Annotated in this window: 27 protein-coding genes; 16 read left to right on the top strand and 11 right to left on the bottom strand. The window is 65.3% G+C overall.

The annotated features are described in order from the left end of the window. The first annotated feature begins 61 nt into the window (after positions 1-61). From ACVMB1_RS27640 to ACVMB1_RS27630, 3 genes are read left to right on the top strand one after another with little or no spacing between them, the layout of a single operon-like run. Positions 62-718 (top strand): acyl-homoserine-lactone synthase, encoded by a 657-nt coding sequence (locus ACVMB1_RS27640; RefSeq protein WP_076829968.1) that lies wholly within the window; start codon positions 62-64, stop codon positions 716-718. Next, entirely contained in the window at positions 678-2,042 is a 1,365-nt protein-coding gene (locus tag ACVMB1_RS27635) for a cytochrome P450 (RefSeq protein WP_246786783.1), read from the top strand. Before ACVMB1_RS27640 ends, ACVMB1_RS27635 begins: the two co-directional genes overlap by 41 nt. A gap of 53 nt (positions 2,043-2,095) precedes the next feature. Beyond that, on the top strand, positions 2,096-2,299 hold the full coding sequence (locus tag ACVMB1_RS27630) for a hypothetical protein (RefSeq protein WP_244558900.1): 204 nt from the start codon (positions 2,096-2,098) through the stop codon (positions 2,297-2,299). A gap of 53 nt (positions 2,300-2,352) precedes the next feature. On the opposite strand, the gene ybaK is transcribed toward ACVMB1_RS27630, so the two are convergent. Continuing rightward, the gene (gene ybaK, locus ACVMB1_RS27625; protein ID WP_076829980.1) at positions 2,353-2,835 is read right to left on the bottom strand and encodes a Cys-tRNA(Pro) deacylase; all 483 of its coding nucleotides are present in this window, start codon (positions 2,833-2,835) and stop codon (positions 2,353-2,355) included. A 347-nt stretch (positions 2,836-3,182) separates the two neighbouring features. Between ybaK and ACVMB1_RS27620 the strand changes: the two genes are divergently transcribed. The 5 genes from ACVMB1_RS27620 (at position 3,183) to ACVMB1_RS27600 (ending at position 8,082) form a co-directional block, all read left to right on the top strand. Further along, a complete protein-coding gene (locus tag ACVMB1_RS27620; RefSeq protein ID WP_076829982.1) occupies positions 3,183-4,475 on the top strand; it encodes an adenylosuccinate synthase in 1,293 nt (430 codons plus the stop codon). 35 nt (positions 4,476-4,510) lie between these two features. Beyond that, positions 4,511-6,061, top strand: coding sequence for a hypothetical protein (locus tag ACVMB1_RS27615; RefSeq protein ID WP_456782586.1), 1,551 nt, complete (start codon positions 4,511-4,513; stop codon positions 6,059-6,061). A 197-nt stretch (positions 6,062-6,258) separates the two neighbouring features. Continuing rightward, positions 6,259-6,693, top strand: coding sequence for a DUF5413 family protein (locus tag ACVMB1_RS27610; protein ID WP_028343492.1), 435 nt, complete (start codon positions 6,259-6,261; stop codon positions 6,691-6,693). 378 nt (positions 6,694-7,071) lie between these two features. Further along, positions 7,072-7,440, top strand: coding sequence for a Crp/Fnr family transcriptional regulator (locus ACVMB1_RS27605; protein WP_244558901.1), 369 nt, complete (start codon positions 7,072-7,074; stop codon positions 7,438-7,440). 93 nt (positions 7,441-7,533) lie between these two features. Then, positions 7,534-8,082 (top strand): DUF4112 domain-containing protein, encoded by a 549-nt coding sequence (locus tag ACVMB1_RS27600; RefSeq protein WP_076829988.1) that lies wholly within the window; start codon positions 7,534-7,536, stop codon positions 8,080-8,082. Positions 8,083-8,145: 63 nt separating this feature from the next. Here the strand turns inward: ACVMB1_RS27600 and ACVMB1_RS27595 are convergent, their stop codons facing one another. The 5 genes from ACVMB1_RS27595 to ACVMB1_RS27575 all read right to left on the bottom strand — a co-directional run bounded on the left by ACVMB1_RS27595 (position 8,146) and on the right by ACVMB1_RS27575 (position 11,545). Then, the gene (locus ACVMB1_RS27595) at positions 8,146-8,436 is read right to left on the bottom strand and encodes a hypothetical protein (protein WP_016844322.1); all 291 of its coding nucleotides are present in this window, start codon (positions 8,434-8,436) and stop codon (positions 8,146-8,148) included. 224 nt (positions 8,437-8,660) lie between these two features. Next, positions 8,661-8,825, bottom strand: coding sequence for a DUF3309 family protein (locus tag ACVMB1_RS27590; protein WP_016844323.1), 165 nt, complete (start codon positions 8,823-8,825; stop codon positions 8,661-8,663). A 196-nt stretch (positions 8,826-9,021) separates the two neighbouring features. Next, positions 9,022-9,435 carry a peptide-methionine (R)-S-oxide reductase MsrB gene (msrB, locus tag ACVMB1_RS27585; RefSeq protein WP_057017314.1) on the bottom strand — a complete coding sequence of 138 codons (414 nt, stop codon included), beginning with the start codon at positions 9,433-9,435 and terminating at the stop codon, positions 9,022-9,024. Between the two features lie 21 nt (positions 9,436-9,456). Continuing rightward, on the bottom strand, positions 9,457-10,173 hold the full coding sequence (msrA, locus tag ACVMB1_RS27580; RefSeq protein WP_076829991.1) for a peptide-methionine (S)-S-oxide reductase MsrA: 717 nt from the start codon (positions 10,171-10,173) through the stop codon (positions 9,457-9,459). 262 nt (positions 10,174-10,435) lie between these two features. Continuing rightward, on the bottom strand, positions 10,436-11,545 hold the full coding sequence (locus tag ACVMB1_RS27575) for an ATP-dependent DNA helicase (RefSeq protein ID WP_456849387.1): 1,110 nt from the start codon (positions 11,543-11,545) through the stop codon (positions 10,436-10,438). A 218-nt stretch (positions 11,546-11,763) separates the two neighbouring features. Here ACVMB1_RS27575 and ACVMB1_RS27570 point away from each other — a divergent pair, with 218 nt between their 5' ends. The 7 genes from ACVMB1_RS27570 to ACVMB1_RS27540 all read left to right on the top strand — a co-directional run bounded on the left by ACVMB1_RS27570 (position 11,764) and on the right by ACVMB1_RS27540 (position 18,641). After that, positions 11,764-12,969, top strand: a complete 1,206-nt coding sequence (locus ACVMB1_RS27570; RefSeq protein ID WP_076829994.1) for an LLM class flavin-dependent oxidoreductase — start codon at positions 11,764-11,766, stop codon at positions 12,967-12,969. A gap of 216 nt (positions 12,970-13,185) precedes the next feature. Next, on the top strand, positions 13,186-14,133 hold the full coding sequence (locus ACVMB1_RS27565; protein WP_141342577.1) for a sulfonate ABC transporter substrate-binding protein: 948 nt from the start codon (positions 13,186-13,188) through the stop codon (positions 14,131-14,133). A 40-nt stretch (positions 14,134-14,173) separates the two neighbouring features. Continuing rightward, positions 14,174-15,127 carry a sulfonate ABC transporter substrate-binding protein gene (locus ACVMB1_RS27560; protein ID WP_076830001.1) on the top strand — a complete coding sequence of 318 codons (954 nt, stop codon included), beginning with the start codon at positions 14,174-14,176 and terminating at the stop codon, positions 15,125-15,127. After that, complete coding sequence (ssuD, locus tag ACVMB1_RS27555; RefSeq protein WP_141342576.1) at positions 15,109-16,290, top strand: FMNH2-dependent alkanesulfonate monooxygenase; 1,182 nt, start codon at positions 15,109-15,111, stop codon at positions 16,288-16,290. Before ACVMB1_RS27560 ends, ssuD begins: the two co-directional genes overlap by 19 nt. A 158-nt stretch (positions 16,291-16,448) precedes the next feature. Beyond that, positions 16,449-17,195, top strand: a complete 747-nt coding sequence (locus tag ACVMB1_RS27550) for an ABC transporter permease subunit (protein ID WP_057017321.1) — start codon at positions 16,449-16,451, stop codon at positions 17,193-17,195. An 8-nt stretch (positions 17,196-17,203) separates the two neighbouring features. Then, entirely contained in the window at positions 17,204-18,043 is an 840-nt protein-coding gene (locus tag ACVMB1_RS27545; protein WP_076830004.1) for an ATP-binding cassette domain-containing protein, read from the top strand. 7 nt (positions 18,044-18,050) lie between these two features. Beyond that, positions 18,051-18,641, top strand: a complete 591-nt coding sequence (locus tag ACVMB1_RS27540; protein WP_016844336.1) for a flavin reductase family protein — start codon at positions 18,051-18,053, stop codon at positions 18,639-18,641. Positions 18,642-18,667: 26 nt separating this feature from the next. Here the strand turns inward: ACVMB1_RS27540 and ACVMB1_RS27535 are convergent, their stop codons facing one another. Next, the gene (locus ACVMB1_RS27535) at positions 18,668-19,045 is read right to left on the bottom strand and encodes a hypothetical protein (RefSeq protein WP_016844337.1); all 378 of its coding nucleotides are present in this window, start codon (positions 19,043-19,045) and stop codon (positions 18,668-18,670) included. Between the two features lie 169 nt (positions 19,046-19,214). Here ACVMB1_RS27535 and ACVMB1_RS27530 point away from each other — a divergent pair, with 169 nt between their 5' ends. After that, positions 19,215-19,370, top strand: a complete 156-nt coding sequence (locus tag ACVMB1_RS27530; protein ID WP_028333460.1) for a hypothetical protein — start codon at positions 19,215-19,217, stop codon at positions 19,368-19,370. Between the two features lie 39 nt (positions 19,371-19,409). Here ACVMB1_RS27530 and flbD read toward each other — a convergent pair whose 3' ends face one another. Genes flbD through fliG form a run of 4 tightly spaced genes read right to left on the bottom strand, consistent with a single transcriptional unit; the run spans position 19,410 to position 22,929 of the window. Further along, positions 19,410-20,795, bottom strand: a complete 1,386-nt coding sequence (gene flbD, locus ACVMB1_RS27525; RefSeq protein WP_076830007.1) for a sigma-54-dependent transcriptional regulator FlbD — start codon at positions 20,793-20,795, stop codon at positions 19,410-19,412. A 54-nt stretch (positions 20,796-20,849) separates the two neighbouring features. Beyond that, positions 20,850-21,200, bottom strand: coding sequence for a flagellar motor switch protein FliN (gene fliN, locus ACVMB1_RS27520; RefSeq protein WP_028333458.1), 351 nt, complete (start codon positions 21,198-21,200; stop codon positions 20,850-20,852). Between the two features lie 20 nt (positions 21,201-21,220). Beyond that, on the bottom strand, positions 21,221-21,844 hold the full coding sequence (locus ACVMB1_RS27515) for a FliH/SctL family protein (RefSeq protein ID WP_018273553.1): 624 nt from the start codon (positions 21,842-21,844) through the stop codon (positions 21,221-21,223). After that, positions 21,844-22,929, bottom strand: a complete 1,086-nt coding sequence (gene fliG, locus ACVMB1_RS27510; RefSeq protein WP_018273552.1) for a flagellar motor switch protein FliG — start codon at positions 22,927-22,929, stop codon at positions 21,844-21,846. Before fliG ends, ACVMB1_RS27515 begins: the two co-directional genes overlap by 1 nt. Position 22,930: the final 1 nt, after the last annotated feature.

Genomic DNA, 22,930 nt, shown 5'->3' with positions numbered 1-22,930 from the left:
AGGGGGTACCACAGTTAACCCCTTTTGTTCCAGATGTTCCCGCATTTGGAGGAAGGGACAAATGCTTCATTCATTGGACGGCTACCACGCCCTCATTACCAGGGAAGAGCTTGATCCGGCGCATGTCGGGGCGATGTTGCGGCTGCGCAAGCGCCTGTTCGTCGACCATTGCGGCTGGCTTCTGACCACGGTCGGGGATGTCGAACGCGATCAGTTCGACTGCTGGTATACCGAGCACTGCCTGTTGTTCTCCGGCGTCGAGCTCGTCGGCGGCTTCCGGGCCATCCGCACCGATTATCCCTATCTCACCAGGTCGGTGTTCCCGCAGCTTGCGCTGCGTCGCTTTCCGAGCAGCCGCGACGCCTGGGAGATCAGCCGTTTCGGCGTGCTGCCGAACGTTGCGAGGTCGCAGGCCGCACGCGTGACCTACGCGCTGATGTTCCGCTTCGCCGAGCTGCGCGGAGCGAAGGCGCTGGTGGCGCTGGCCGACCTCTCCTATGAGCGTTTTCTCACCCGCATGGACATCCGCACCCGCCGCTACGGCCCGCCGCAGGTGATCGGCAATGATCGCATGGGCCGCCCGCTGACGGCGCTCGCCGGAGAAATTCCGCTCGGTCTCGCCGCCAATCCCGGCCTGACCAAATTCCTCGATCTTGGACGGCAATTGGAGATCCACGATGCTTCACATGTTCTCGGACGTTCGAGCATTCCAGCGTGATCCGCTGCGTCTGCTGCTGACGCGCGGCAACGAGTCCGCGCTGGGGCTGGTGCCGTTGCAGCTCGGTCCCGCGCCGGTGTTCCTGGTGAACGATCCGGATCTGCTGCGCCCGATTCTCAAGGCGCCGGAGACCGACATCGGAAAGGGCAAGCTGATCAAGAAGCTGACGCCGGTGCTCGGCCGCAGCTCGCTGATGCTGAGCGGCGAGGAGCACAAGCGGCGCCGAGCGGTGCTGCAGAAGCACATGGCCAAGGGCAGCGTCGAGAAATTCCTGCCGCATATGTGCGCCGAGATCCGCGCGGTCGGCGCCAGCCTGGCGCGGCTCGGATCGTTCGATCCGCACCATGTCACCGCGATGCTGGCGCTGCGGACGATCTGCGTCGCGATCTTCGGCTCCCAGGTGATGTCGTCCGGCGACGAGGAAGCCCTGGTTCAGGCGGTGGGCGCGATCGAGGACGATCTTGCGGAAGAGATGTTCCGCGCGTTGCCGTTCGGTCCGGTGGCCTGGTATCGGCGGCGCAAGAACCGGATCTGCGCCAAGCTTGCGATGTCGACGGTGGTGCAGCGCCTGCGCCGCAAGGCCGGCTCGAGCAGCGCGCTGCGCGATCTCGAGGCGCTCGGCCTGACCGATCGCGATCTCGAGGACGAGATCCTGACATTGCTGCTGGCCGGCCATCACACCACAGGTTCGACTGCGGCGTGGATGTTCTACCAGATGGCCACCAATCCCGCCCTGATGGACGAGATTGCCGACGAGGCGGCGGAGTGCCTCGGCGACGACGGCGAGCTGCGGCTCGAGGCGGTGAAGCGCGCCAATCTGAGCGCGACGTTGGTCAAGGAGGTCTGCCGGCTCTACCCCAGCGCCTGGTGGTTCTCGCGCGAGGTGATGCAGCCGGTGACGATCGGTGGGCGCGATCTCAAGGTCGGCACCTCGCTGTTGATCTGCCCCTGGCAGCTGCAGCGCGATGGCAGGCATTTCGAGGATCCGGACCGCTTCCTGCTGACGCGGCGCTACAACACCGACGCCTACATCCCGTTCGGCGCCGGTCCGCGCGCCTGCGCCGGGATGGGGGTTGCGATGCTCGAGCTGCAACTGCTCGCGCTCGAGATCGCCGCGGCCTATCGCTTCACCGGCGTCAGCCCGAATCCGGCGCCGTGGCCGAAAGCCTCGGTGACGCTGATTCCCCCGCCGATGACCATCGACATCGAAATCCGCGAGATGCGCCCGCGCATCCCGCATCTCGGCGACGAAGCCGAGCATCTGCCGTACATCCCAACCGTGGGTGCGGCGTCCATCAGCACACTACAATCGGTATCCCAATGACAACTCAGCTAACAACGGCCAGCGCCGGGCAAAGGGCCATGGATCAAGTGCAAATGCGCAGTTTGCGCGACGTCATCGCTGTCTTGATCGAGCAGCGCAGCATCGTGAGGGCGGCCGGCGCAAGCTTCGCCGCGCATCTGCTCGACCTCGCGATCATGCAGCTGCGGCTCAACGTCAACGATATTACGGCGGAGGAATTATCCGGTCTGTCCGACTTCGTCGGCGCGGAGTTCATGAGGGACAAATCCTCGCATTGATCGCGGCGACCGGTCTTCGGATCAGTCTTGCGCAGGATCGGTCTCGCGTAGGTTCAGTCCTGCGTCGCCACCAGCGGCTTCATCGTGGCGCCGGCGGCAAGCGCGGCGTCGTTCGGATCGATCTCGATCTGCAGGCCGCGCTGGCCGCCATTGACGAAGACCGTGACGTGGGTGAGGGCGGTCTCGTCGATCGCGGTCGGCACCTTCTTCTTCTGGCCGAACGGGCTGATGCCGCCGACATGATAGCCGGTCAGCCGCTCGGCATCGGCCGGGCGCATCATCCTGGCCGACTTGCCGCCGAGGGCGGCGGCAAGTTTCTTCATGCTGACCTCGCAGTCGGACGGCACCACGGCGCAGACCGGTTTGCCGTCGACCTCCGCCATCAGCGTCTTGAGCATGCGATTCGGGTCGACGCCGAGCGCCTCGGCCGCCTGCAGCCCGATGCTCTCGGCGCTGGAATCGTAGACATAGGTGTGAAGCTTGAAGGCAATGCCGAGCTTGCGCAGCGCCATCGTCGCTTGGGTGGAATTGGGCATGGACCCTGCCGGTTAATCTAGGTGAATGATCGCCGTAATAGGAGCTGCGATCAATCCACAGCAGATCCAGCGTCACGTTGCCGTAACATTAAATTCCCGCCAGCCCGGCGCAGCCGGGCGCAGCATGGAATTTAATGGGGATATCAAAGGGTTGTAGGTCGTCTAAAAGGCGTAAACGAGCCCCTTCTTGCTTGCGCAGCCGAGCCGCTTCCTTTATCCGGTAGGCGCCTTGCGTGCGCGCGGCCGGGCGCCGCGATTTAGGCTGGGCATATCAATGCAGGTCGCTGTGGGCGGACGCGTTTTCGCCGCGATCATGGTCTGAAACACCTGAAGGGAACATCTTCGCAATGGCCAATGTTGTCGTCGTCGGCGCCCAATGGGGTGACGAAGGGAAGGGCAAGATCGTCGACTGGCTGTCGGAACAGGCCGACATCGTCGTGCGCTTCCAGGGCGGCCACAATGCCGGCCATACGCTCGTGATCAATGGCGAGACCTACAAGCTGGCGCTGCTGCCCTCCGGCGTGCTGCGGGCGAACAAGCTCGCGGTGATCGGCAATGGCGTGGTGTTCGATCCGCAGGCCTTCCTCGACGAAGTCGCCAAGCTGAAGGGGCAGGGCGTCGCGGTCGGACCGGACAATCTGCGGATCGCCGAGAACGTCACGCTGATCCTGCCGCTGCATCGCGAGCTCGACGCCTTGCGCGAATCGTCCAACGCCATCACCTCGATCGGCACGACCCGCCGCGGCATCGGCCCGGCCTATGAGGACAAGGTCGGCCGCCGCGCCATCCGCCTGATGGATCTCGCCGACCTCGACACCCTGCCGCACAAGATCGAACGCCTGCTGGCGCATCACAATGCGCTGCGCCGCGGCCTCAACCTCGCGGAGATCGACGGCAAGAGCATCCTGAGCGAGCTGTCGGCGATGGCGCCGAAGCTATTGCCCTATGCCGAGACGGTGTGGCGGCTGCTGGACCTCAAGCGCCGCGAGGGCAAGCGCATCCTGTTCGAGGGCGCGCAGGGCGCGCTGCTCGACGTCGACCACGGCACCTATCCCTATGTGACGTCGTCCAACACGGTGGCGGCGCAGGCCGCGACCGGCACCGGCCTCGGCCCGGGCGCGGTCGGCTATGTGCTGGGCATCTGCAAGGCCTACACCACCCGGGTCGGCCAGGGTCCGTTCCCGACCGAGCTGAACGACGAGATCGGCGAGGAAATCGGCCGTCGCGGCAAGGAATTCGGCGTCAATACCGGGCGCAAGCGCCGGGTCGGCTGGTTCGATGCCATGCTGGTGCGACAGACTGTCCGCACCTGCGGAATTGCCGGGCTGGCGCTGACCAAGCTCGATATTCTCGACGGGTTCGACAGCATCAAGGTCTGCATCGGCTACAAGCTCGACGGCAAGGAAATCGACCATCTGCCGGCGGGCGAGGGCGCGCAGGCCCGGGTCGAGCCGATCTATGAGATCATCGAGGGCTGGAAACAGCCGACCGCCAATGCGCGGTCCTGGGCGGACCTGCCGGCCCAGGCCATCAAGTACGTTCGCCGGGTCGAGGAACTGGTGGGGTGTCCGATCGCCCTGCTGTCCACCAGCCCGGAGCGTGAAGATACTATTCTGGTACAGAATCCGTTCGAGGCTTAACGGGATATTACCTATATCCCTCCAATTGTGTGGAAATGGCTGACTACTACCCGCTGATCGCCCGTGCCATCGCCGGATTGGACCCCAACGCCCCCGGCGAAGCCCGCCGTGCGCTGTATGCGCGGGCGCGAACGGCGTTGATCCAGCAGCTCCGCGGCGTGCAGCCGCCGCTCTCCGAGTCCGAGATCACCCGCGAACGGCTGTCGCTGGAAGAGGCGGTTCGCAAGGTCGAGTCCGAGGCCGCGCAGCGCGCCCGCGAGGCCTCGCGTCCCGGTGGCGCTGCCGCTGTCCGCGGCAGCCGCGCCAATGCCCGGCCGCCCGAGCCCGGTCCCGCCGACACTGCCGCGCGCCCGCGGCCCCCGGCCGAACCCCGTCCGCCGCGCAATCTGCGCCCCGACGCGCCGCCGCCGGCCCCGCCGCGGCCGCAAAACCCGCCGGTCCCGCCCGAGACCCAGGCGCCGCCGGCCCGGCCGGGCCCGCCCCGCCGCGGTCCGGAAGGCGCGCCGCCGCCGGTGCCGCCGGCCGCGCCGGGCGTGCGCGGCTTCCGCGACATCACCGCCGATGCTGACGATCTCGGCCGTGCCGCGGCGCAAGCCAGCCGCAACGCGCGCAAGACCTACGCCAACGTGCCGTCGCCCTCGCCGGAATTCGATCGGCTCGAGCCGAGCCTTGAGAATCGCGGCGGCGATCCCGAGGCGCCGTATTCCTACGACGAGTCGATCGAGGAGGCCGAGCGCTACACCCCGCAGCCGCCGCAAGGTCCGCCGCCGCAGCGGTCGCGGGCCGGCAACGGCGAGCGCGAGCCGAAGAAGCCGCCGCGCGTCGGGTCGATGTTCCCGTTCAAGACCGCGATCGTGATCGGCATCCTGCTGATCCTGGTCGGCACCGGCATCCTGTTCCGGCAGCAGGCCATGACCCTTGTCAGCAGCCTGTTCAAATCCTCGGCCCCGGTCGAGGCGCCGAAGGATGCCGCGTCGACGCCTGCGAGCAAGAAGATCACCGACCGCGTCGGCCAGCCCTCGTCGTCGGGCGAGACGGTCGCCCCGGTGGCGCAGCGCGTGGTGCTGTATGACGAAGACCCGTCGGATCCGAAGGGCAAGCAGTATGTCGGTTCGGTGGTCTGGCGCACCGAGCAGGTCAAGGGATCGGGCAACCAGAAGCCCGACATCGCCGTGCGCGCCGACATCGACATTCCCGATCGCAAGTTCAAGATGACGATGTCGTTCCGCCGCAACACCGATTCATCGCTGCCGGCGAGCCATACCGCGGAATTGACCTTCATCCTGCCGCAGGACTTCGCCAATGGCGGCGTCGGCAACGTGCCGGGCATCCTGATGAAGTCCAACGAGCAGGCGCGCGGCACGCCGCTGGCCGGGCTCGCGGTCAAGGTCACCGACGGCTTCTTCCTGGTCGGCCTTTCCAATGTCGACGCCGACCGCTCGCGCAATCTGCAACTCTTGAAGGAGCGCTCGTGGTTCGACGTGCCGCTGGTCTACACCAACCAGCGCCGCGCCATCATCGCGATCGAAAAGGGCGCCCCCGGCGAGCGAGCCTTCAACGAGGCGTTCGCGGCGTGGGGTGAGTAGCGGCCCTAGCTCTCGCCCCGGTCGCCAGCAATGTCGTCGCCCGGCTTCGTCCGGGCGATTCCGTATCGCAGCAAGATCAGCGGCTGTTGCAGCGCATCGACGTGCAGAGCTCCGGAACATCGCCGCGACTTTCGATTTTTCCCTAGAACCGTCGCGCGACCGCGTTACACTTGGTTGACGTCGGGCAAGGGCACGCCATGAAACGCTATCTGATCTTCGCAGCCATCGGGCCGTTCATCGGCGGCTTCCTGCTGCTGCTCATGACCACCTATCAGTCCGGCTACTGGACCGAGACCAGCGGCGGCGAGGTGACCAAGCTGCTCGTCGTGTTCGTGAAGTCGCTGCAATACAATTATCTGTTCGGCATCGTGCCGTCGCTGATGTTCGGTGCGATCGACGACATCCTGATGCATGTGAGGCGGATCGCGCCGGTGGTGCGGATGCTGCTCGTTGGTGCGGTGGCGTTCGTCGGCGCGGCGTTGACCTACGCCTCGCACGGCTCCGAAAGCGGCGCGGTGCAGTTCATCCTGTACGGAATGGTCGGCTTCATCCCGGGCGTGATCACGTCCTGGCTGGCGCACAAATATGCCGAAGAGCTGCACGCGCCGGCGCAGCCGGCTTCCCAGCATTAGGGCAGGTGCTCAGTACCAAGGGAAAAGCAGAAGTCGCGTTCGGCGACTTCTGACCCAACCGCGAAATGAGCACGTCGCGATCGGACAAGGGCCGCGCTCAACGCCCGGCGCGGAATAGATCGCCCCTTGCAGTAATCGTATCAGCGCGCGAGACGCCGGAGGTCCGGCTACCTTCACACAACTGTCACATCATCGTCATGCAAACGTAGTCCCAATGTCATGTCCGCGTTCGTCCTCGCGACCCGCGGCCGCCCGGGGCAGTGGCGATGCCGATCCCGGGCCTGCTCCATTCTGTGTTCGCGCATTTATTTCAGCCGTTGCTGCAGACGACCGGGACGTACGGGATCTGCGTTTCGGATTCGGGGAAAGGAATTTCGAGTGGCAGATGCAAGCTTCAGCCTTCTGACGGGCAACAGTATCGAAACGCGCCTGGTCCGAGCCGGCGGCATTATTTTTCGCGAGGGGGAGCAGGCCAACGAGCTCTTCGTGATCAAGAGCGGCTATGTGCGCATTCAGGTCGGCAACAAGACCATGGCGGACCTCGCGCCTGACACGATCTTTGGCGAGATGGCGTTGATCGACAATGGGCCAAGGAGTGCGACCGCCACGGCGCTCACGGATGTCGAACTCGTCCCGGTCTCGGAAAAGCAGTTTCTCTTCCTCGTGAGCCAGACGCCGCATTTTGCCCTGAAGGTGATGAGGACGCTGGCGCAGCGGCTCAGAACGATGAACAAGGGCGTCTACTGAAGCGAGCACGGCAGAGCGTCGAGGTAACAGGCCTTGAAGGTGACACAGTGGTAATGTGACGCAACTTGAACCGCCTGCCTGCGTTACCATGTGATGGCCATGACCGAGGACGACATCTTCACGCCCCACGCCGCGCGATCGCGGCCGCCCTTTGGCGGCGCGCAGGCGCGCGGCAAGGTCATCGACCAGGACGGGCGCGAGCTCGCCGATGGCCCGCTGCATCCGCAGTTCCAAGGTTTTCAGGAAGGCTTTCAGTTCGACTTCCGCAACTCCACCGCCAACCCGTTCGGCAATCTGACTCGCGAGCAGCGGCTGCAGCGGCTGGAGTCGATCGCAAAGTTGCTCGACGTCGCCTTCATCGTGCCGGGCACCAATGTGCGCTACGGCATCGACGGGCTGATCGGCCTGATCCCGGTGGTCGGCGATATCATCACCACCGCGATCTCGCTATGGCTGGTGCGCGAGGCCCGGTTGCTGGGCGCGCCCTGGCACATCACTGCGCGGATGCTCGCCAACGTCGCCGTCGACGGCGTGATCGGCATGGTGCCGGTGGCGGGCGATGCCTTCGACGTCATGTTCCGCGCCAATATCCGCAATGTGCGGATGCTGCGGCGCTGGCTCGACAAGCAGCCGAGATTGTGACCCTAAAAAACAAAAGCCCCCGGATCGATCCGAGGGCTTTTCGTTGAGCGAAGAGCAGAAAGCTTATGCGGCGTCAGCGTCGGTCTGGCTGGCGGCCGGGCGCGGACGACGCGGCAGCGGGAAGGCCTCGCTCTCATAGAGCGAGCGGATGCCGTTCTGGTCGAAACGGGCTTCCTCGACCTGGAGATAGGCGCCGTTCAGCGAGTCCGCCGGCAGCTGCTCCATCGCGAACTGCACGGCCTCGGCAGCGGTGCCGAAACGGCGGTAGGCGAAACCCGCCCGCTTCTTCTTGCGGATCGCGGCGGGGAACAGTTCGGCGGATGTGTTATAGTTGAACGGACGCAGGGGACGCATGGTCGACGACCTCTTGTGTTCTTTTCAGTTGGCGTTGCGAAAGGGATTTTGGGGGACGGCGGCCTATTATCGGCGGCGCGCCGTACATGTCATTTCGACCCCTAATATAGGCCTCTTTGACAAAAATGCGACCCCAGAAGAGCCCCTGACAGGGCACATGCTGAATCCGCGCATAGCACCGGCACCGGCCAGATAAGTCATTTTGTTTCAATGACTTACGGCTCTCAAATCTTGTCGAGCCAGGCCAGGATCGCGACCACGATCAAAATCACCCCGAAAAGGCCCATTCCGGAGTGGCCGAGGCCATAGCCATAGCCGCGAATTCGGCCGCTATAGCCGCCCAGCAGGATAATCAGCAAAAGGATGATGAGGATCAGTCCAAGCGACATGGCGCCCTCCTCAGAACAGGCGGCAGCCGCACGGCGAGACGCCTACGGCCCCGCGAACACCGAGCAAAGCACATTCCGGCCTGCGAGTCGTTAAGGCCGTTTGCCGATCCACGAGGATGTTGCTGGGGCCGGAGCCAAAACAAAGCCCCACGCGACCGGCCTGTTGGTCGCGTGGGGCGCGGCGTGGTGGGCGCCGTCACTTCTTCTCGTCGAGCTTCAGCGCCGCCGAGTTGATGCAGTAGCGCAGGCCGGTCGGGCCGGGGCCATCGTTGAAGACGTGGCCGAGATGGCCGTCGCATTTCGAGCACAGCACCTCGGTGCGGATCATGCCGTGGCTCATGTCGCGCTCCTCGTCGACATGGCTCTCGACCGCGGGCTTGGAGAAGCTCGGCCAGCCGCAGCCGGAATCGAACTTCTGGTCGGATTCGAACAGCGTCTGCCCGCAGCCGGCACAGACATAGGTGCCCTTGCGGGGATCATGCTCGTATTCGCCGGTGAAGGGCCGCTCGGTCGCTTTCTCGCGCAGCACGGCGTACTGCATCGGCGTCAATTCCTTGCGCCACTCGGCCTCGCTCTTGCGGACCTTGCCGTCGGTCTTGGTATCGGACATTCAACCTCCTTTGCGAGATGCTCAGTTGGTGACCTTGGTGCTGCCCACCAGCGTCGGCTTCTCGACGTAGTTCTCCGCGAAGATCTTCTTCAGGTTCTCGACCTTCGGGATGTCGTTATACGCAATATAGGGCTGGTTCGGGTGCAGCGTCAGATAGTCCTGGTGGTAGCCCTCCGCCGGATAGAAAGCCTCGAGCGCGCCGACCTTGGTGACGATCGGCTTCTTGTAGACCTTGGCCGCGTTGAGCTGGACGATATAGGCGTCCGCGACCTTCTTCTGCTCGTCGCTGGTGGTGAAGATCGCCGAGCGATATTGCGTGCCGGAATCCGGGCCCTGCCGGTTCAGCTGGGTCGGGTCGTGCACGACGGAAAAGAAGATCTGCAGGATCTTGCCGTAGGAGATCTTCTGCGGGTCGTACTTGATCTCGACCGATTCCGCATGGCCGGTGGTGCCGGTCGAGACCTTCTCGTAATCGGCGCTTGCCTTGCTGCCGCCGGAGTAGCCGGACACCGCGCTGACGATGCCGGCGGTGTGCTGGAATACGCCCTGCACACCCCAGAAGCAGCCGCCGGCCAGCACTGCGGTCTTGATGCCGGATTCCGGCGCGCTCGCGGCCGGCGCCGGGATGATCACGGCGTCCTCGGCGGCAAGCGAGGGCGCAACGGCAAAAGCTGTGACGGCCAGCGCGCCGATCGCGGCGGCGCACAGCGAGAGGCGGCTGAGGGAGCTTTTGGGCATGGGTTCCTCGTGGGATCGCAATTGGGGCCAGTCTAGAGCGGGAGCCGGCATTGGCCAATCAGGCCGGGTGGCTCCGACGCTTCAAAATACGGGCGAGGAGGCGTTTTGTTACGGCGCCGGCCACACGGTTTCGTGAGGGAAATGCTGGGGATTCTCCTCCCGTCGTCCCGGCTTTCGCCGGGACGACATCGGGTATGTTGCGTCATCGAGAGTCATACATTCACGGTCTCTCAGGATGACGGGTCTACAAGTGCGCGGCACGTCACACCACCACGCTCAGCCGCTTCGCCGCCCGCGTGATCCCCGTATACAGCCACCGCGCGCGCGAGTCCTGGAAGGCAAAGCTCTCGTCGAACAGCACGACGTCGTCCCATTGCGAGCCCTGCGACTTGTGCACGGTCAGCACATAGCCGTAGTCGAACTCGTCATAGGGCTTGCGCTGCTCCCACGGCACGCCCTCGACGCCGCCGTCGAAGCACTCGCCGCGCACCGAGACCTTGGTGACCTTGTAGCCGAAATCCTCGTCCGGCATCACGCGCATGGTGATGATCCTGGATTTGGACTGCGCGCGCGCCTTGACCCGCCACAGGCCGCCGTTGAACAGGCCCTTCTTGCGGTTGTTGCGCAGGCAGACCAGTTTGTCGCCGGCGACCGGCAGCGGATCCTCGATGTTCTGCCGCTGCCGCACCCGCATGTTGTAGGCGCGGCGGGTGTTGTTGCGGCCGACCAGCACCTGGTCGGCGCTCATCACGCGGTCCGGATCGAGCTCCTTGCGCGACACCACCTCGCTCTCGCCATGGCGGCCGATCTCGAGCTCGCGGCCCTCGCGGATGTCCATCGACATCCGCACGATCGGATCGTCCTGCGCCTGGCGGTGCACCTCGGTCAGCATCGCGTCGGGCTCGGCATCGGTGAAGAAGCCGCCGCCCTGGATCGGCGGCAATTGCGCGGGATCGCCGAGCACCAGCAGCGGGCAGTCGAACGACGTCAAATCGCGGCCGAGTTCGGCGTCGACCATCGAGCACTCGTCGATCACGATCAGCTTGGCCTTTGATGCCGGCGCATCGTCCCAGAGCTCGAAGCTCGGCTGCTCGACGCCGGACTCGCGGGCGCGGTAGATCAGGGAATGGATCGTGGAGGCGCTGTCGCAGCCCTTGTTGCGCATGACGAGCGCCGCCTTGCCGGTGAAGGCCGCGAACTTCACCTCGCCGTCGACGCCTTCGGCGATGTGGCGGGCGAGCGTGGTCTTGCCGGTTCCGGCATAGCCGAACAGGCGGAACACCGGCGGCGTGCCGTTCTGGCCGGGCTTGGCCTTCAGCCAGTCGGCGACGGCTTTCAGCGCAGTGTCCTGATGCGGCGTGAAGGTGGTCATGGGCTTTCGGAAGAGTGAGCGCGCGACCGATAGCGCCGCGACTCAGGCCAGCACAAGCTAAACATTCATGCGTTCCGATCAAGCCGTCTCCCGCTGCGCGGAATTGGGGTTTCGCCCCCAAGGCTAGACTTGATCCGGAGCGCCACTAGACTGCCCCAAAACAACAAGCGGTCGAGACCACGACAAGTGGTCGAGCAAGCGACCTTGGGAGTGACTCCATGAAATTCGGCATCTTTTACGAGCTGCAACTGCCGCGCCCCTGGAACGACGGCGACGAGCTCAGGCTCTACCAGAACGCGCTGACGCAATTGGAAACCGCCGACCGGCTCGCTTACGACTACGCCTGGGTCGTGGAGCACCACTTCCTCGAGGAATATTCGCACTCGCCGGCGCCGGAATCCTTCCTTGCCGCCGCGAGCCAGCGCACCAAAAACATCCGGCTCGGCCACGGCATCTTCCAGCTCACCACCAATCATCCCGCCCGCGTCGCCGAGCGGGTCGCGGTGCTCGATCTCCTGAGCAACGGCCGCTGCGAGTTCGGCATGGGCGAGAGCGCCTCGATCACCGAGCTGACGCCGTTCGGCCGCGACATGGAGACCAAGCGCGAGGTGTTCGAGGAAGCCGTGCAAGCGATCTTCCCGATGTTCAACAAGGTCGGCACCGAGCATCACGGCAAGTATTTCGATATCCCGCTGCGCAATGTCGTGCCGAAGCCGGTGCAGAAGCCGCATCCGCCGCTCTGGATGGCATGCTCGCAATTGCCGACCATCGAACGCGCCGGGCAGAACGGGTTTGGCGCGCTCGGCTTTCAGTTCGTCAGCGCCGAGGCGGCGCATGCCTGGGTGCACGCCTATTACAACGCGATCACCAAGCGGCTGAACAAGCTGGCCGACTACGAGATCAATCCGAACATGGCGCTGGTCTCGTTCTTCATGTGCGCGAAGACCGACGAGGAAGCGCGCCGGCGCGCCGACGGCGCAACCTTCTTCCAGTTCGCGCTGCGCTATTACGGCCAGGCACAGAACCGGCAGCGGCCGGCGCCCGGCACCGTCAACATGTGGGACGAGTATAACAAGTGGAAGCGCGACAATCCGGAGGCGCAGGAGGCCGCGCTGCGCGGCGGCCTGATCGGCTCGCCGGAGACCTTGCGCAAGAAGCTGCGGCGCTTCCGCGCCTCGCATATCGATCAGGTGATCCTGCTCAACCAGGCCGGCAAGAACACCCATGAGCACATCTGCGAGTCGCTCGAGCTGTTCGCGAAGGAAGTGATGCCGGAGTTCCAGCACGATCCCGAGCACGAGGCCTGGAAGAAGGGCGTGCTCGACGGCTCGATCCAGCTCGAGGAGATCGACACCCAGGCGTTCACCGACCGCTATGGTAAACTCGCTGTCAATGTCGGCTCGAAGGCAGCAGCTGCGGGCTGATCAATTAATGCGCAGCCGCCTCGCGATCGCGTGAAGAAAATAATTCGCTACACGCGCTCGGAGCTTTAAAAGAAACGGCACGCGCGATGCCTGCACCGAAGTGCGGGCATCGCTATTTTTGTGCGGTGCTCGACAGCTTCATTCGCGCGCCCCATCATCCTGACATCGCATGATCGTGCAGCGCGATAGCGCGCTTGATCGTCAGGAGAGTTTGGAATGAAGCGTCGTGAGTTCCTCCAGCTGTCGCTCGTCACAGCCGCCGCCGCGCTGTCACGCGGTGCGAAGGCGCAGGCGGACGCGAAGGAAATTCGTATCGGCTACCAGAAGAACGGCGTGCTCGTTATCACGCGGCAGCGCGAGGCTTTGGAAAATCATTTCAAGCCGCAGGGCATCGGCGTGAAATGGGTCGAGTTCTCCTCGGGTCCGCCGATGATGGAAGCGATGAATGTCGGCAGCGTCGATTACGGCGCGGTCGGCGATTCCCCGCCGATCTTCGCGCAGGCCGCGGGCGCGGCCATCGTCTATGCCGCGGCTCAGCCCATCATCAATGGCTCCGGCATCCTGGTGCCGCAGAATTCGGCGATCGCGTCAATTGCCGATCTCAAGGGCAAGCGCGTCGGCTTCACCAAGGGATCGAGCGCGCATAATGTCGTGATCCAGACGCTGGAGAAGGCCGGGCTCACCTATGACGACATCACGCCGGTCTATCTGACGCCGCCGGACGCCGGTCCCGCCTTCGCCAATGGCGGCATCGATGCCTGGGCGATCTGGGACCCGTATTTCGCGATCGCCGAGACCAGGCAGAACGGTCGCATTCTGGTCAAGACGCGCGACATCACCAAGACCAATTCGTTCTACATCGCCAACCGCGACTTCGCCCGCAATCGCGGCGCGATCCTGCAGCAGATCGTCGATGTCACGACGTCGAGCGCGGCATGGGCGCAGGCGCATCCCGATGAGGTCGCCAAATCGCTCGCCGCCGTCACCGGCGTGCCGCTCGATATCCAGACCATCGCGGCGAAGCGGGCGGGCTTCTCGGTCGGACCCGTGACCGACGACATCATCGCGACCCAGCAGGGCGTCGCCGACCGCTTCTTCAAGCTCGGCCTGATCCCGAAGCAGATCGCGATCCGCGACATCGTCTGGCGCAATCCCCAGACCTGATCGGCGCGCGTTTGGTCATTTCAATGCAGAGGATAGTCCCATGACGCGTTTATTTCGACGCTGGGTCGCTCGCGCGGTGCTGTCGCTCAGCATCGTCGCCGCAACCGTCAGCGCCTCCTACGGCCAGGAGAAGGTCGTCCGCATCGGTTACCAGAAATACGGCAAGCTGGTGCTGCTCAAGAGCAAGGGCTCGCTCGAGGAAAAGCTGAAGGTGGTCGGCACCAAGGTGGTGTGGACCGAGTTTCCGTCCGGGCCGCCGCTGCTCGAGGCGCTCAATGTCGGCGCGATCGATTTCGGCAACACCGGCGAGGCGCCGCCGATCTTCGCGCAGGCCGCCAGCGCGCCGATCCAGTATGTCGCCTATGAGCCGCCGGCGCCGAAGGGCGAGGCGATCCTGGTGCCGAAGGACAGCGCGATCAAGTCGGTCGCTGACCTGAAGGGCAAGAAGGTCGCGCTGAACAAGGGCTCCAACGTCCACTATCTGCTGGTGAAGGCGCTGGAGAAGGCCGGCGTCAAATATTCCGAGATCGAGCCGGTGTTCCTGGCGCCGGCCGATGCGCGCGCGGCGTTCGAGCGCGGCGCCGTCGATGCCTGGGTGATCTGGGATCCGTTCCAGGCCGCGGCGGAGGCTGCGACCGGCGCCCGCACCGTCGCCGACGGCACCGGCATCGTTGCGAACTATCAGTTCTACTTCGCCTCGAAGAAATTCCTGCAGGCCGATCCGAATATCGTCGAGCTCGTGCTGGCGCAGCTGAGCGAGGTCGATGACTGGGCCAAGGGCGATATCCACGCCGTTGCCGAGCAGCTGGCGCCGAGCATCGGCCTGTCGGTGCCGGTGGTCGAGGTCGCGTTGAAGCGGCAGGCCTACGGCATCAAGCCGGTCACCGATGCAGTGGTCGCGGACCAGCAGCAGGTCGCCGACACGTTCTTCGCGCTCGGCCTGATCCCGAAACAAATCAAGATTTCCGACGTCGCATGGAGGCCGGGCACGTGAGCAACCCAACCAACGCCAACATCCTCTGGTTCCTGCCGACCCACGGCGACAGCCGCTATCTCGGCACGTCGATCGGCGGCCGCGAGGTGAACTTCAATTATCTGCGCCAGATCGCGCAGGCCGCGGACCAGCTCGGCTATTACGGCGTGCTGCTGCCGACCGGGCGGAGCTGCGAGGATTCCTGGGTGGTGGCGTCGGCTGTTGCGCCCTGGACCGAACGCCTGCGCTATCTCGTGGCGGTGAGGCCCGGCCTGCAGTCGCCGAGCGTCGCCGCACGGATGACCGCGACGCTGGACCGGCTGTCGAACGGCCGCCTTCTGATCAACGTCGTCACCGGCGGCGATCCGATCGAGAACAAGGGCGACGGCATTTTCCTCGATCATGACGAACGCTACGCGGTGACCCGCGAGTTCCTCAACGTCTACAGCGATCTGCTGGCGGGCAAGACCGTCAATGTCGAAGGCAAGCACATAAGGATCGAGGACGGCCGCCTGCTGTTCAATCCGGTGCAGTCGCCGCGGCCGCCGCTGTATTTCGGCGGCTCCTCGGATGCCGGCATCGACGTCGCGGTCGACACCGTCGACAAATATCTGACCTGGGGCGAGCCGCCGGCGCAGGTCGCCGAGAAGATCGCCAAGGTGAAGGCGGTAGCGGCGCAGCGCGGCCGCAAGCTCTCGTTCGGCATCCGCCTGCATGTGATCGTGCGCGAGACCAACGCGGAGGCGTGGCGCGCCGCCGACGAGCTGATCCAGTACGTCACCGACGACACGGTGGCCGCCGCGCAAAAGATCTTTGCGCGGATGGATTCGGTCGGCCAGCAGCGCATGGCGCAGCTCCATGGCGGCCGCCGCGACCAGCTCGAGATCAGCCCGAACCTGTGGGCCGGCGTCGGCCTGGTGCGCGGCGGGGCCGGCACCGCGCTGGTCGGCGATCCCGAGACCGTCGCCGCGCGGATCAAGGAGTATCAGGAGATCGGCGTCGATACCTTCATCATGTCGGGCTACCCGCATCTCGAGGAAGCCTATCGCTTCGCCGAATTGGTGTTCCCGCTGTTGTCGCTGGCGCAGGGCGGCAACGTGACGCCGATCCGCGTCAACACCGGGCCGTTCGGCGAGACTATCGGCAACGACTACCGTCCGCAGAAGCAGGCATCGCAATCATGAGTCTCATCGACAGTCTCCCGCGCCGCAAAGCGTTTTCGAGCGAAGTGGATGCCGGTTCGCGTGAAGAAAACGCGTCAAAACAAAAATCTGGAGCTCCGTTCCGATCCCATCGGAACGGAAACAGCTCCAGCGCGCCGAAACTCCCGAAGGTCGATGGCTTGATCCCCTGGATCGTGCCGCTGGCGATCGTGCTGGTGTGGCAGCTTGCCTGCGTCACCGGCTACGTGCCCTCGCGGGTGTTGCCGGCGCCGACTGACGTGGCGGTGGCGGGATGGAAGCTGCTGCTGTCCGGCGAACTGGTCCGCAACATCTGGGTCAGCTTCTGGCGCGCCTCGATCGGCTTCTTGATCGGCGGCGGCATCGGCTTTGCGTTCGGTCTCGCCAACGGGCTGTCGCAGCTGTCGGCAAAACTCACCGACACCACCTTGCAGATGGTGCGCAATATTCCGCATTTGGCGCTGATCCCGCTCGTCATCCTGTGGTTCGGCATCGACGAGTCGGCAAAGCTGTTCCTGGTTGCGCTCGGCGTGTTCTTTCCGATCTATCTCAACACGCTGCACGGCATCCGCACCGTCGATCCGCAGCTGATCGAGATGGGCCGCATCTACGGTATGACCGACGGTGAGCTGTTCCGCCGGGTGATCTTCCCGGGCGCGCTGCCCTCGATCTTCGTCGGGCTGCGCTTCGCGCTCGGCATCATGTGGCTGACGTTGATCGTCGCCGAGACCATCGCGGCCTCGTCGGGCCTCGGCTACATGGCGATGCAGGCGCGCGAGTTCATGTTGATCGACGTCGTCGTGCTCTCGATCCTGATCTACGCCTTGCTCGGCAAGCTCGCCGACAGCGCCTCGCGGGCGCTGGAGCGGCTGACCCTGTCGTGGCATCCCGCCTTCCAGAAGAAGTGAGAATGAGAATGCAAGAAGCGCTTCGTTTCGAAACCGCTGAAGCCGAGCCGGTCGACCGCACCGAGATCGTCGTGAAGGCGAGACAGTTGCGGCGCGTGCCGGAAGGCGCGGCCCGCGGCCTGTCGCTGACCATCCGCGGCCTGCGCAAGGCGTTCGGCGACAACGAGGTGCTGCGCGGCATCGACCTGCACATCCCGGCCGGCCAGTTCGTCGCGATCGTCGGCCGCAGCGGCTGCGGCAAGAGCACGCTGCTGCGTCTGATCGCCGGCCTCGACGCGCCGACGGCGGGAAGCATCGCGTTCGGCGAGCCGCCGCGGGCGCAGGACGTCCGCGTCATGTTCCAGGAGCCGCGGCTGCTGCCCTGGGCGCGGGTGCTGTCCAATGTCGAGGTCGGGCTGGGGCGCGAGCGTGCCTCCGCCGACGCACAGGCGCGCGCCGAGCGCGCGCTGGTCGAGGTCGGACTCGGCGACAAGCGCACGCAGTGGCCGTCGGTGCTCTCGGGCGGGCAGAAGCAGCGCGTCGCCCTGGCGCGGGCGCTGGTCAGCCAGCCCCGCGTGCTGGCATTCGACGAACCGCTCGGCGCACTCGACGCGCTGACCCGGATCTCGATGCAGCAATTGCTGGAACGGGTTTGGCGCGATCAGGGCTTCACCGCGATCCTGGTGACGCACGACGTCGCCGAGGCGGTCGCGCTCGCCGACCGCGTGCTGGTCATCGAGGACGGCCGCATCGCCGAGGACGTCGCGATCGACCTGCCGCGGCCGCGCCGGCGCGGGTCGGCCGAACTCGCTGCGCTGGAGGGCGAGATCCTGAAGCATCTGCTCGAAGGCAGCGAAGACAGTCTGTGAGGTCGCCATGAATTCCGTCGTCCGCAATGTTTCGATCGAGCCCGCGGTTGCGGCCGCCGAATTCCGCGGCGCGATGCGTCACCTCACCGGCGGCGTCAGCGTGATCACGGCCGGCCGGGCCAAGGATATCTCGGGAATGACGGTGACCTCGGTGTCGTCGCTGTCGGTCGAGCCGCCGTCCTTGATCGTCAGCATCAACCGGGCGGCCTCGTCATGGCCGCTGATCGCGCGCCACGGCGTGTTCGGCGTCAACATCCTGGCCGCGGATCAGCGCGACATCGCCGAGCGCTTCACCGGCAAGGGCGGCCTGAAGGGCGCGGACCGCTTCACCGGAGCCGAGTGGACGACGCGTGCGTCAGGCGTCCCGCTGCTGGTCGGCGCGCTTGCCGCGGTTGATTGCGAGGTCGAGGAGACCATCGAACGGCATTCGCACGTGATCGTCATCGGCCGCGTGCTCGACGTGATTGCGTCCGAGCGTACCGCCGCGCTGGCGTATTGGCACGGCGAGTATGTCGCGATCGACCATGAGGAAGACGCCGCACGGCTGGCTGAGGTCAGCCTGCCGTCGCGTCATGTTCATGTGCGAGGGCCGCGTTAGCGCGCCGTGCTTATCCGGATCGGACTTTAGAAAACTGCGCTCAGCGATGCCGGGCTGTCGATGATCACATTGCTGCCGCGGACGCCAGCCCATACAGCCTGGACGGTCTGAGCTGCATTGGCCAGCGGAATGCCAACGACGAGTGTGGTCGGGATACGGCCAAAGCTCGACGGGGTCTCGTTATAGGTGAAGCTTGCGACGACCGGCGAGACCGTGCCATTGACGGTGACTCCGAACACGCCGCCCGGAATATCGTTGCCCGTGGCGTAGGGATTCGGAACGTTAAGGGTGATGATCGCGGTGGTGCCGACGCCCTCCGGAATCGTCAGGCTGAGGCCTTGCATCGGCGTTAAAGTCGCGGAGGTCGTGGACAGGGTGCCGCTGGTCTGCGCATAAAGGGCCATATCACTCTCCAGTTGTCTAATAATGTAAACGCAATAGGAGATTGAATAAGGCAACCTGCCGCAAGATTCAAGGGATGAACGGCGCCGAGGCCGGCGCGGCACGTTGGCCGTGGCGCTTTCCCAATCGGCGCATTAAATGGCGCGGATGTTTCGGAGAGGTGATCGTTGGATGAAGCGCGTGGGAACCTGGCTGTTCTACATCGTCGGTGCGATCGCCGTCGCCTATCTCGCGCTCTATGCCTATGTGACGTTCACGGGCCGCGACATCACGCCGGGCGATCCGATCCGGATCTTCCGCAAGCCCGACGCGCCCAGCTATTCGTGAGGCGAGGCAAGCGGCGGGACTTGCCGCCACCAGGGTTTCTCAGCCGGCGTTCGCCATGCGCTGATAGTCGGGCGCGCCATTGCCGGCCGGGGTGATCGGGATGCCGCCGTCGGCATATTCGTTCAGCTTGTTGCGCAGCGTGCGGATCGAGATGCCGAGGATGTTGGCGGCATGGGTGCGGTTGCCGAGGCAGTGCTTCAGCGTTTCCAGGATCAGGTCGCGCTCGACATCGGCGACGGTGCGGCCGACCAGCGCGCGGGTGACCTGCTCGGCGGCCAGCGTAGCGTGCGCGACCGCGGGCGCGGTCTTGGCAAGGTCGAGGCGGTCGCCGTCGGGGGTCAGGATCGCGTCAGCGCCGATCTCGTCGCCCTGCGCCATCAGGACCGAGCGATGGATAGTGTTCTCGAGCTCGCGGACGTTGCCCTGCCAGCGGTTCGCGGTCAGGACGCGGCGGGCATCAGTCGAGATCGGACGCACCGGCATGCCGTTGGCCTCGGCATATTTCCTGGCGAAGTGCTGCGCCAGCTCGAGGATGTCGGCCGGGCGGTCGCGCAGCGGCGGAATCTTCAGGTTGACGACGTTGAGGCGGAACAGCAGGTCCTCGCGGAAGGTGCCTTCGCGCACCGCCTCCGAGAGGTTGCGGTTCGAGGTCGCGATGATGCGGATGTCGACCGGGACCGGCTTGGTGCCGCCGACGCGGTCGATCACGCGCTCCTGGATCGCGCGCAGCAGCTTGGACTGCAGCCGCACGTCCATCTCGGAGATTTCGTCGAGCAGCAGCGTGCCGCCGGTCGCTTCCTCGAACTTGCCGATGCGGCGGGCGACCGCGCCGGTGAAGGCGCCCTTCTCATGGCCGAACAGCTCGGATTCAAGGAGGTGCTCGGGGATCGCGGCGCAGTTGATCGAGATGAACGGCCGCTTGGCGCGGGCCGAGCGGGAATGGACGTAGCGCGCCAGCACTTCCTTGCCGGTGCCGGACTCGCCGGTGATCATGACGGAGGCGTCCGAGCCCGCGATCTGCTGCGCCAGCTTGATCACCCGGCCCATCGCCTCGTCGCGGTAGATCAAATCGCGCGCGTCATTGGCGACCGCGGCCAGCACCGCTGCGATCAACTCGGGGTCCGGCGGCAGCGGGATGTATTCCTTGGCGCCGGCATGGATCGCGGCGACCGCGGCGCGGGCGTCGTTGGAGATGCCGCAGGCGACGATCGGCACGTGGATGTGCTCGGCTTCGAGCCGCATCACGAGGTCGCGGATGTCGAGGCCGACATCGACCAGCAGGAGGTCGGCGCCCTTGCCGCCGCGCAGCACGTTCATCGCCTGTTCGGCGGCCTCGGCGTGGGTCACCGAGGCGCCGTTGTCCATCGCGATCTTGGTCGCGGTCGTGAGCTGGCCCTTCAGGGTGCCAACGATGAGAAGCCGCATGATGATCTCCTGTTCGTCTGGTCGCGCAGGTCCCGCGCGTGACCGCCTGAGTTGTTAAGAGCGTTCTGCCTTGATGATTTCGGTCATGGTCACGCCGAGCTTGTCTTCCACCAGCACCACTTCGCCACGTGCCACCAGGCGGTTGTTGACGTAGATGTCGATCGCCTCGCCGACGCGGCGGTCGAGCTCAAGCACGGTGCCCGGTCCGAGCTTCAAGAGGTCGCCGACGTCCATCTTGGAGCGGCCAAGCACCGCCGAGACCTGCACCGGCACGTCGAACACGGCCTCGAGATCGGCCGCGATGCGCGCGGCATGTTCGTCTTCGTTGTAGCCGATGTCGTCGATGGTGGGCGCGTCGGCGGAGTTGAGATCGGGAAGCGGGACTTGGGTGTCGGTGTCGGTCATGGTTCAGCCCTCAATCGCCTTCAGCCGGCCTGGCCGCGGGACGCCAGATAGCGCCCGACGAGTTCGTTGATCTTGCCTTCGATCGCGGCGCGTTCCAGCACGACGCCGCCATCGGCCCATTCGATCCGGCAGTCGCCGGTCGCAATCGTCGGCTCGGCCAGGATCACCAGCCGGCCCTGAAAGCCGGAATGCGCCGCCATCCGCTCGATATTGTCATGCGCCGCCTCGTAGAGCGCGTCGTTGATGCGGACCACGAGATGCGGCGTCGCCACCAGATGCGAGAAGCAGTCGGAGACCAGCGCGGTGATCTCGCCGAGCGGCTCGCGCGCGATCAGCTCGGAACAAAGCTTGCGGGCGACCGCCACCGCGACGTCCACCGCCTCGGTCTCCATCCGCGTCTCGATGCCGGCGAAGCGCGCCGCGATGCCCTTGATCGCGGTGCCGATCTCCTCCAACGCCTGCGCGGCGCGGCGGTCGCTCTCGACCTTGGCCTCGCGCAGCGCGGCCTCGTAGCCGGCGCGATAGGCCCGCGCCTCGGCGTCGGCGACCTTCTGCGCGACCTCGGCCGGCGTCGGCGCGCGTTCGCGTGCGCGGTCCGGCGCCGAGAAATCCGTGTCGAACAGGAATTTTGCGGGCGCGGCCATCAATACACCAGCTCGTCGTCGGCGCGGTTCTTGGTCAGCGTGATCTCGCCGCGGGCGGCGAGATCCTTGGCGAGGTTGACCAGAAGCGCCTGCGCCTCGTCGACGTCGCGCAGCCGCACCGGGCCCATCGCGGCCATGTCGTCCATCAGCATCTTGCCGGCGCGCGAGGACATGTTGCCGAGGAAGAAGCTGCGTACCTCCTCGTTGGCGCTCTTCAGCGCGACGCCGAGCTTGTCCTTGTCGATGTTGCGCATCAGCGTCTGGGCCGAGGCGGTATCGAGCTTGATCAAATCGTCGAAGGTGAACATCAGCGCCTTGATGCGCTCGGCGGATTCGCGGTTTTCCTCTTCCAGCGAGGTGATGAAGCGGGTCTCGGTCTGGCGGTCGAAATTGTTGAAGATCTCGGCCATCACCTCATGGGCGTCGCGGCGGCGGGTCTGCGACAGGTTCGACATGAACTCGGTGCGCAGCGTCTGCTCGACGCGCTCGATGACTTCCTTCTGCACGGCTTCCATCCGCAGCATGCGGCCGACCACGTCGAGGGCGATGTCCTCGGGCAGGATCGCGAGCACGCGCGCGGCGTGCTCCGGCTTCAGCTTCGACAGCACCACGGCGATGGTCTGCGGGTATTCGTTCTTGAGGTAGTTGGCGAGCACCTCTTCCTGCACGTTGGAGAGCTTCTCCCACATGTTGCGGCCGGCCGGGCCGCGGATCTCGTCCATGATGCCGGAGACGCGCTCGGCCGGCAGGTATTGCTGAAGCAGCCGTTCGGTGGCGTCGAAATTGCCCATCAGCGCGCCGGAGGCCGACATCCGCGAGACGAATTCCAGCATCAAGTCCTCGACCACGTCGGCTTCGACGGTGCCGAGGGTCGACATGTGGACCGACAGCTCGCGGACTTCCTCGTCGTCGAGCATCGACCAGATCTTGCCGCCATACTGCTCGCCGAGTGCGAGCATCAGGATTGCCGCGCGCTTGGGGCCGGGTAGCGGCTTGCCCTTGGGCCGGGCGCTTTGCCGGTTCGCCAGCGTCGAGAGGACGGTGGCGATGTCGTTGGCGTTGGTGGTCTGGGGTACGGCGGCCATG

This window comes from Bradyrhizobium sp. USDA 4504, assembly GCF_054063995.1.
The sequence above is the reverse complement of the archived record's forward strand: the minus strand, read 5'-3'. Positions and strand labels throughout refer to the sequence as shown.

Coding starts and splice junctions, on each gene's coding strand:
- ACVMB1_RS27610 (WP_028343492.1), top strand. CDS start 6,259: ATGAAACGCTATCTGATCTTCGCAGCCATCGGGCCGTTCATCGGCGGC.
- ACVMB1_RS27635 (WP_246786783.1), top strand. CDS start 678: ATGCTTCACATGTTCTCGGACGTTCGAGCATTCCAGCGTGATCCGCTG.
- ACVMB1_RS27565 (WP_141342577.1), top strand. CDS start 13,186: ATGAAGCGTCGTGAGTTCCTCCAGCTGTCGCTCGTCACAGCCGCCGCC.
- ACVMB1_RS27515 (WP_018273553.1), bottom strand. CDS start 21,844: ATGGCCGCGCCCGCAAAATTCCTGTTCGACACGGATTTCTCGGCGCCG.
- ACVMB1_RS27590 (WP_016844323.1), bottom strand. CDS start 8,825: ATGTCGCTTGGACTGATCCTCATCATCCTTTTGCTGATTATCCTGCTG.
- ACVMB1_RS27630 (WP_244558900.1), top strand. CDS start 2,096: ATGCGCAGTTTGCGCGACGTCATCGCTGTCTTGATCGAGCAGCGCAGC.
- ACVMB1_RS27570 (WP_076829994.1), top strand. CDS start 11,764: ATGAAATTCGGCATCTTTTACGAGCTGCAACTGCCGCGCCCCTGGAAC.
- msrB (WP_057017314.1), bottom strand. CDS start 9,435: ATGTCCGATACCAAGACCGACGGCAAGGTCCGCAAGAGCGAGGCCGAG.
- ACVMB1_RS27620 (WP_076829982.1), top strand. CDS start 3,183: ATGGCCAATGTTGTCGTCGTCGGCGCCCAATGGGGTGACGAAGGGAAG.
- flbD (WP_076830007.1), bottom strand. CDS start 20,795: ATGCGGCTTCTCATCGTTGGCACCCTGAAGGGCCAGCTCACGACCGCG.
- ACVMB1_RS27535 (WP_016844337.1), bottom strand. CDS start 19,045: ATGGCCCTTTATGCGCAGACCAGCGGCACCCTGTCCACGACCTCCGCG.
- ACVMB1_RS27640 (WP_076829968.1), top strand. CDS start 62: ATGCTTCATTCATTGGACGGCTACCACGCCCTCATTACCAGGGAAGAG.
- ACVMB1_RS27600 (WP_076829988.1), top strand. CDS start 7,534: ATGGCCATGACCGAGGACGACATCTTCACGCCCCACGCCGCGCGATCG.
- ACVMB1_RS27540 (WP_016844336.1), top strand. CDS start 18,051: ATGAATTCCGTCGTCCGCAATGTTTCGATCGAGCCCGCGGTTGCGGCC.
- fliN (WP_028333458.1), bottom strand. CDS start 21,200: ATGACCGACACCGACACCCAAGTCCCGCTTCCCGATCTCAACTCCGCC.
- ACVMB1_RS27530 (WP_028333460.1), top strand. CDS start 19,215: ATGAAGCGCGTGGGAACCTGGCTGTTCTACATCGTCGGTGCGATCGCC.
- ybaK (WP_076829980.1), bottom strand. CDS start 2,835: ATGCCCAATTCCACCCAAGCGACGATGGCGCTGCGCAAGCTCGGCATT.
- ssuD (WP_141342576.1), top strand. CDS start 15,109: ATGGAGGCCGGGCACGTGAGCAACCCAACCAACGCCAACATCCTCTGG.
- msrA (WP_076829991.1), bottom strand. CDS start 10,173: ATGCCCAAAAGCTCCCTCAGCCGCCTCTCGCTGTGCGCCGCCGCGATC.
- ACVMB1_RS27560 (WP_076830001.1), top strand. CDS start 14,174: ATGACGCGTTTATTTCGACGCTGGGTCGCTCGCGCGGTGCTGTCGCTC.
- ACVMB1_RS27595 (WP_016844322.1), bottom strand. CDS start 8,436: ATGCGTCCCCTGCGTCCGTTCAACTATAACACATCCGCCGAACTGTTC.
- fliG (WP_018273552.1), bottom strand. CDS start 22,929: ATGGCCGCCGTACCCCAGACCACCAACGCCAACGACATCGCCACCGTC.
- ACVMB1_RS27575 (WP_456849387.1), bottom strand. CDS start 11,545: ATGACCACCTTCACGCCGCATCAGGACACTGCGCTGAAAGCCGTCGCC.
- ACVMB1_RS27615 (WP_456782586.1), top strand. CDS start 4,511: ATGGCTGACTACTACCCGCTGATCGCCCGTGCCATCGCCGGATTGGAC.
- ACVMB1_RS27545 (WP_076830004.1), top strand. CDS start 17,204: ATGCAAGAAGCGCTTCGTTTCGAAACCGCTGAAGCCGAGCCGGTCGAC.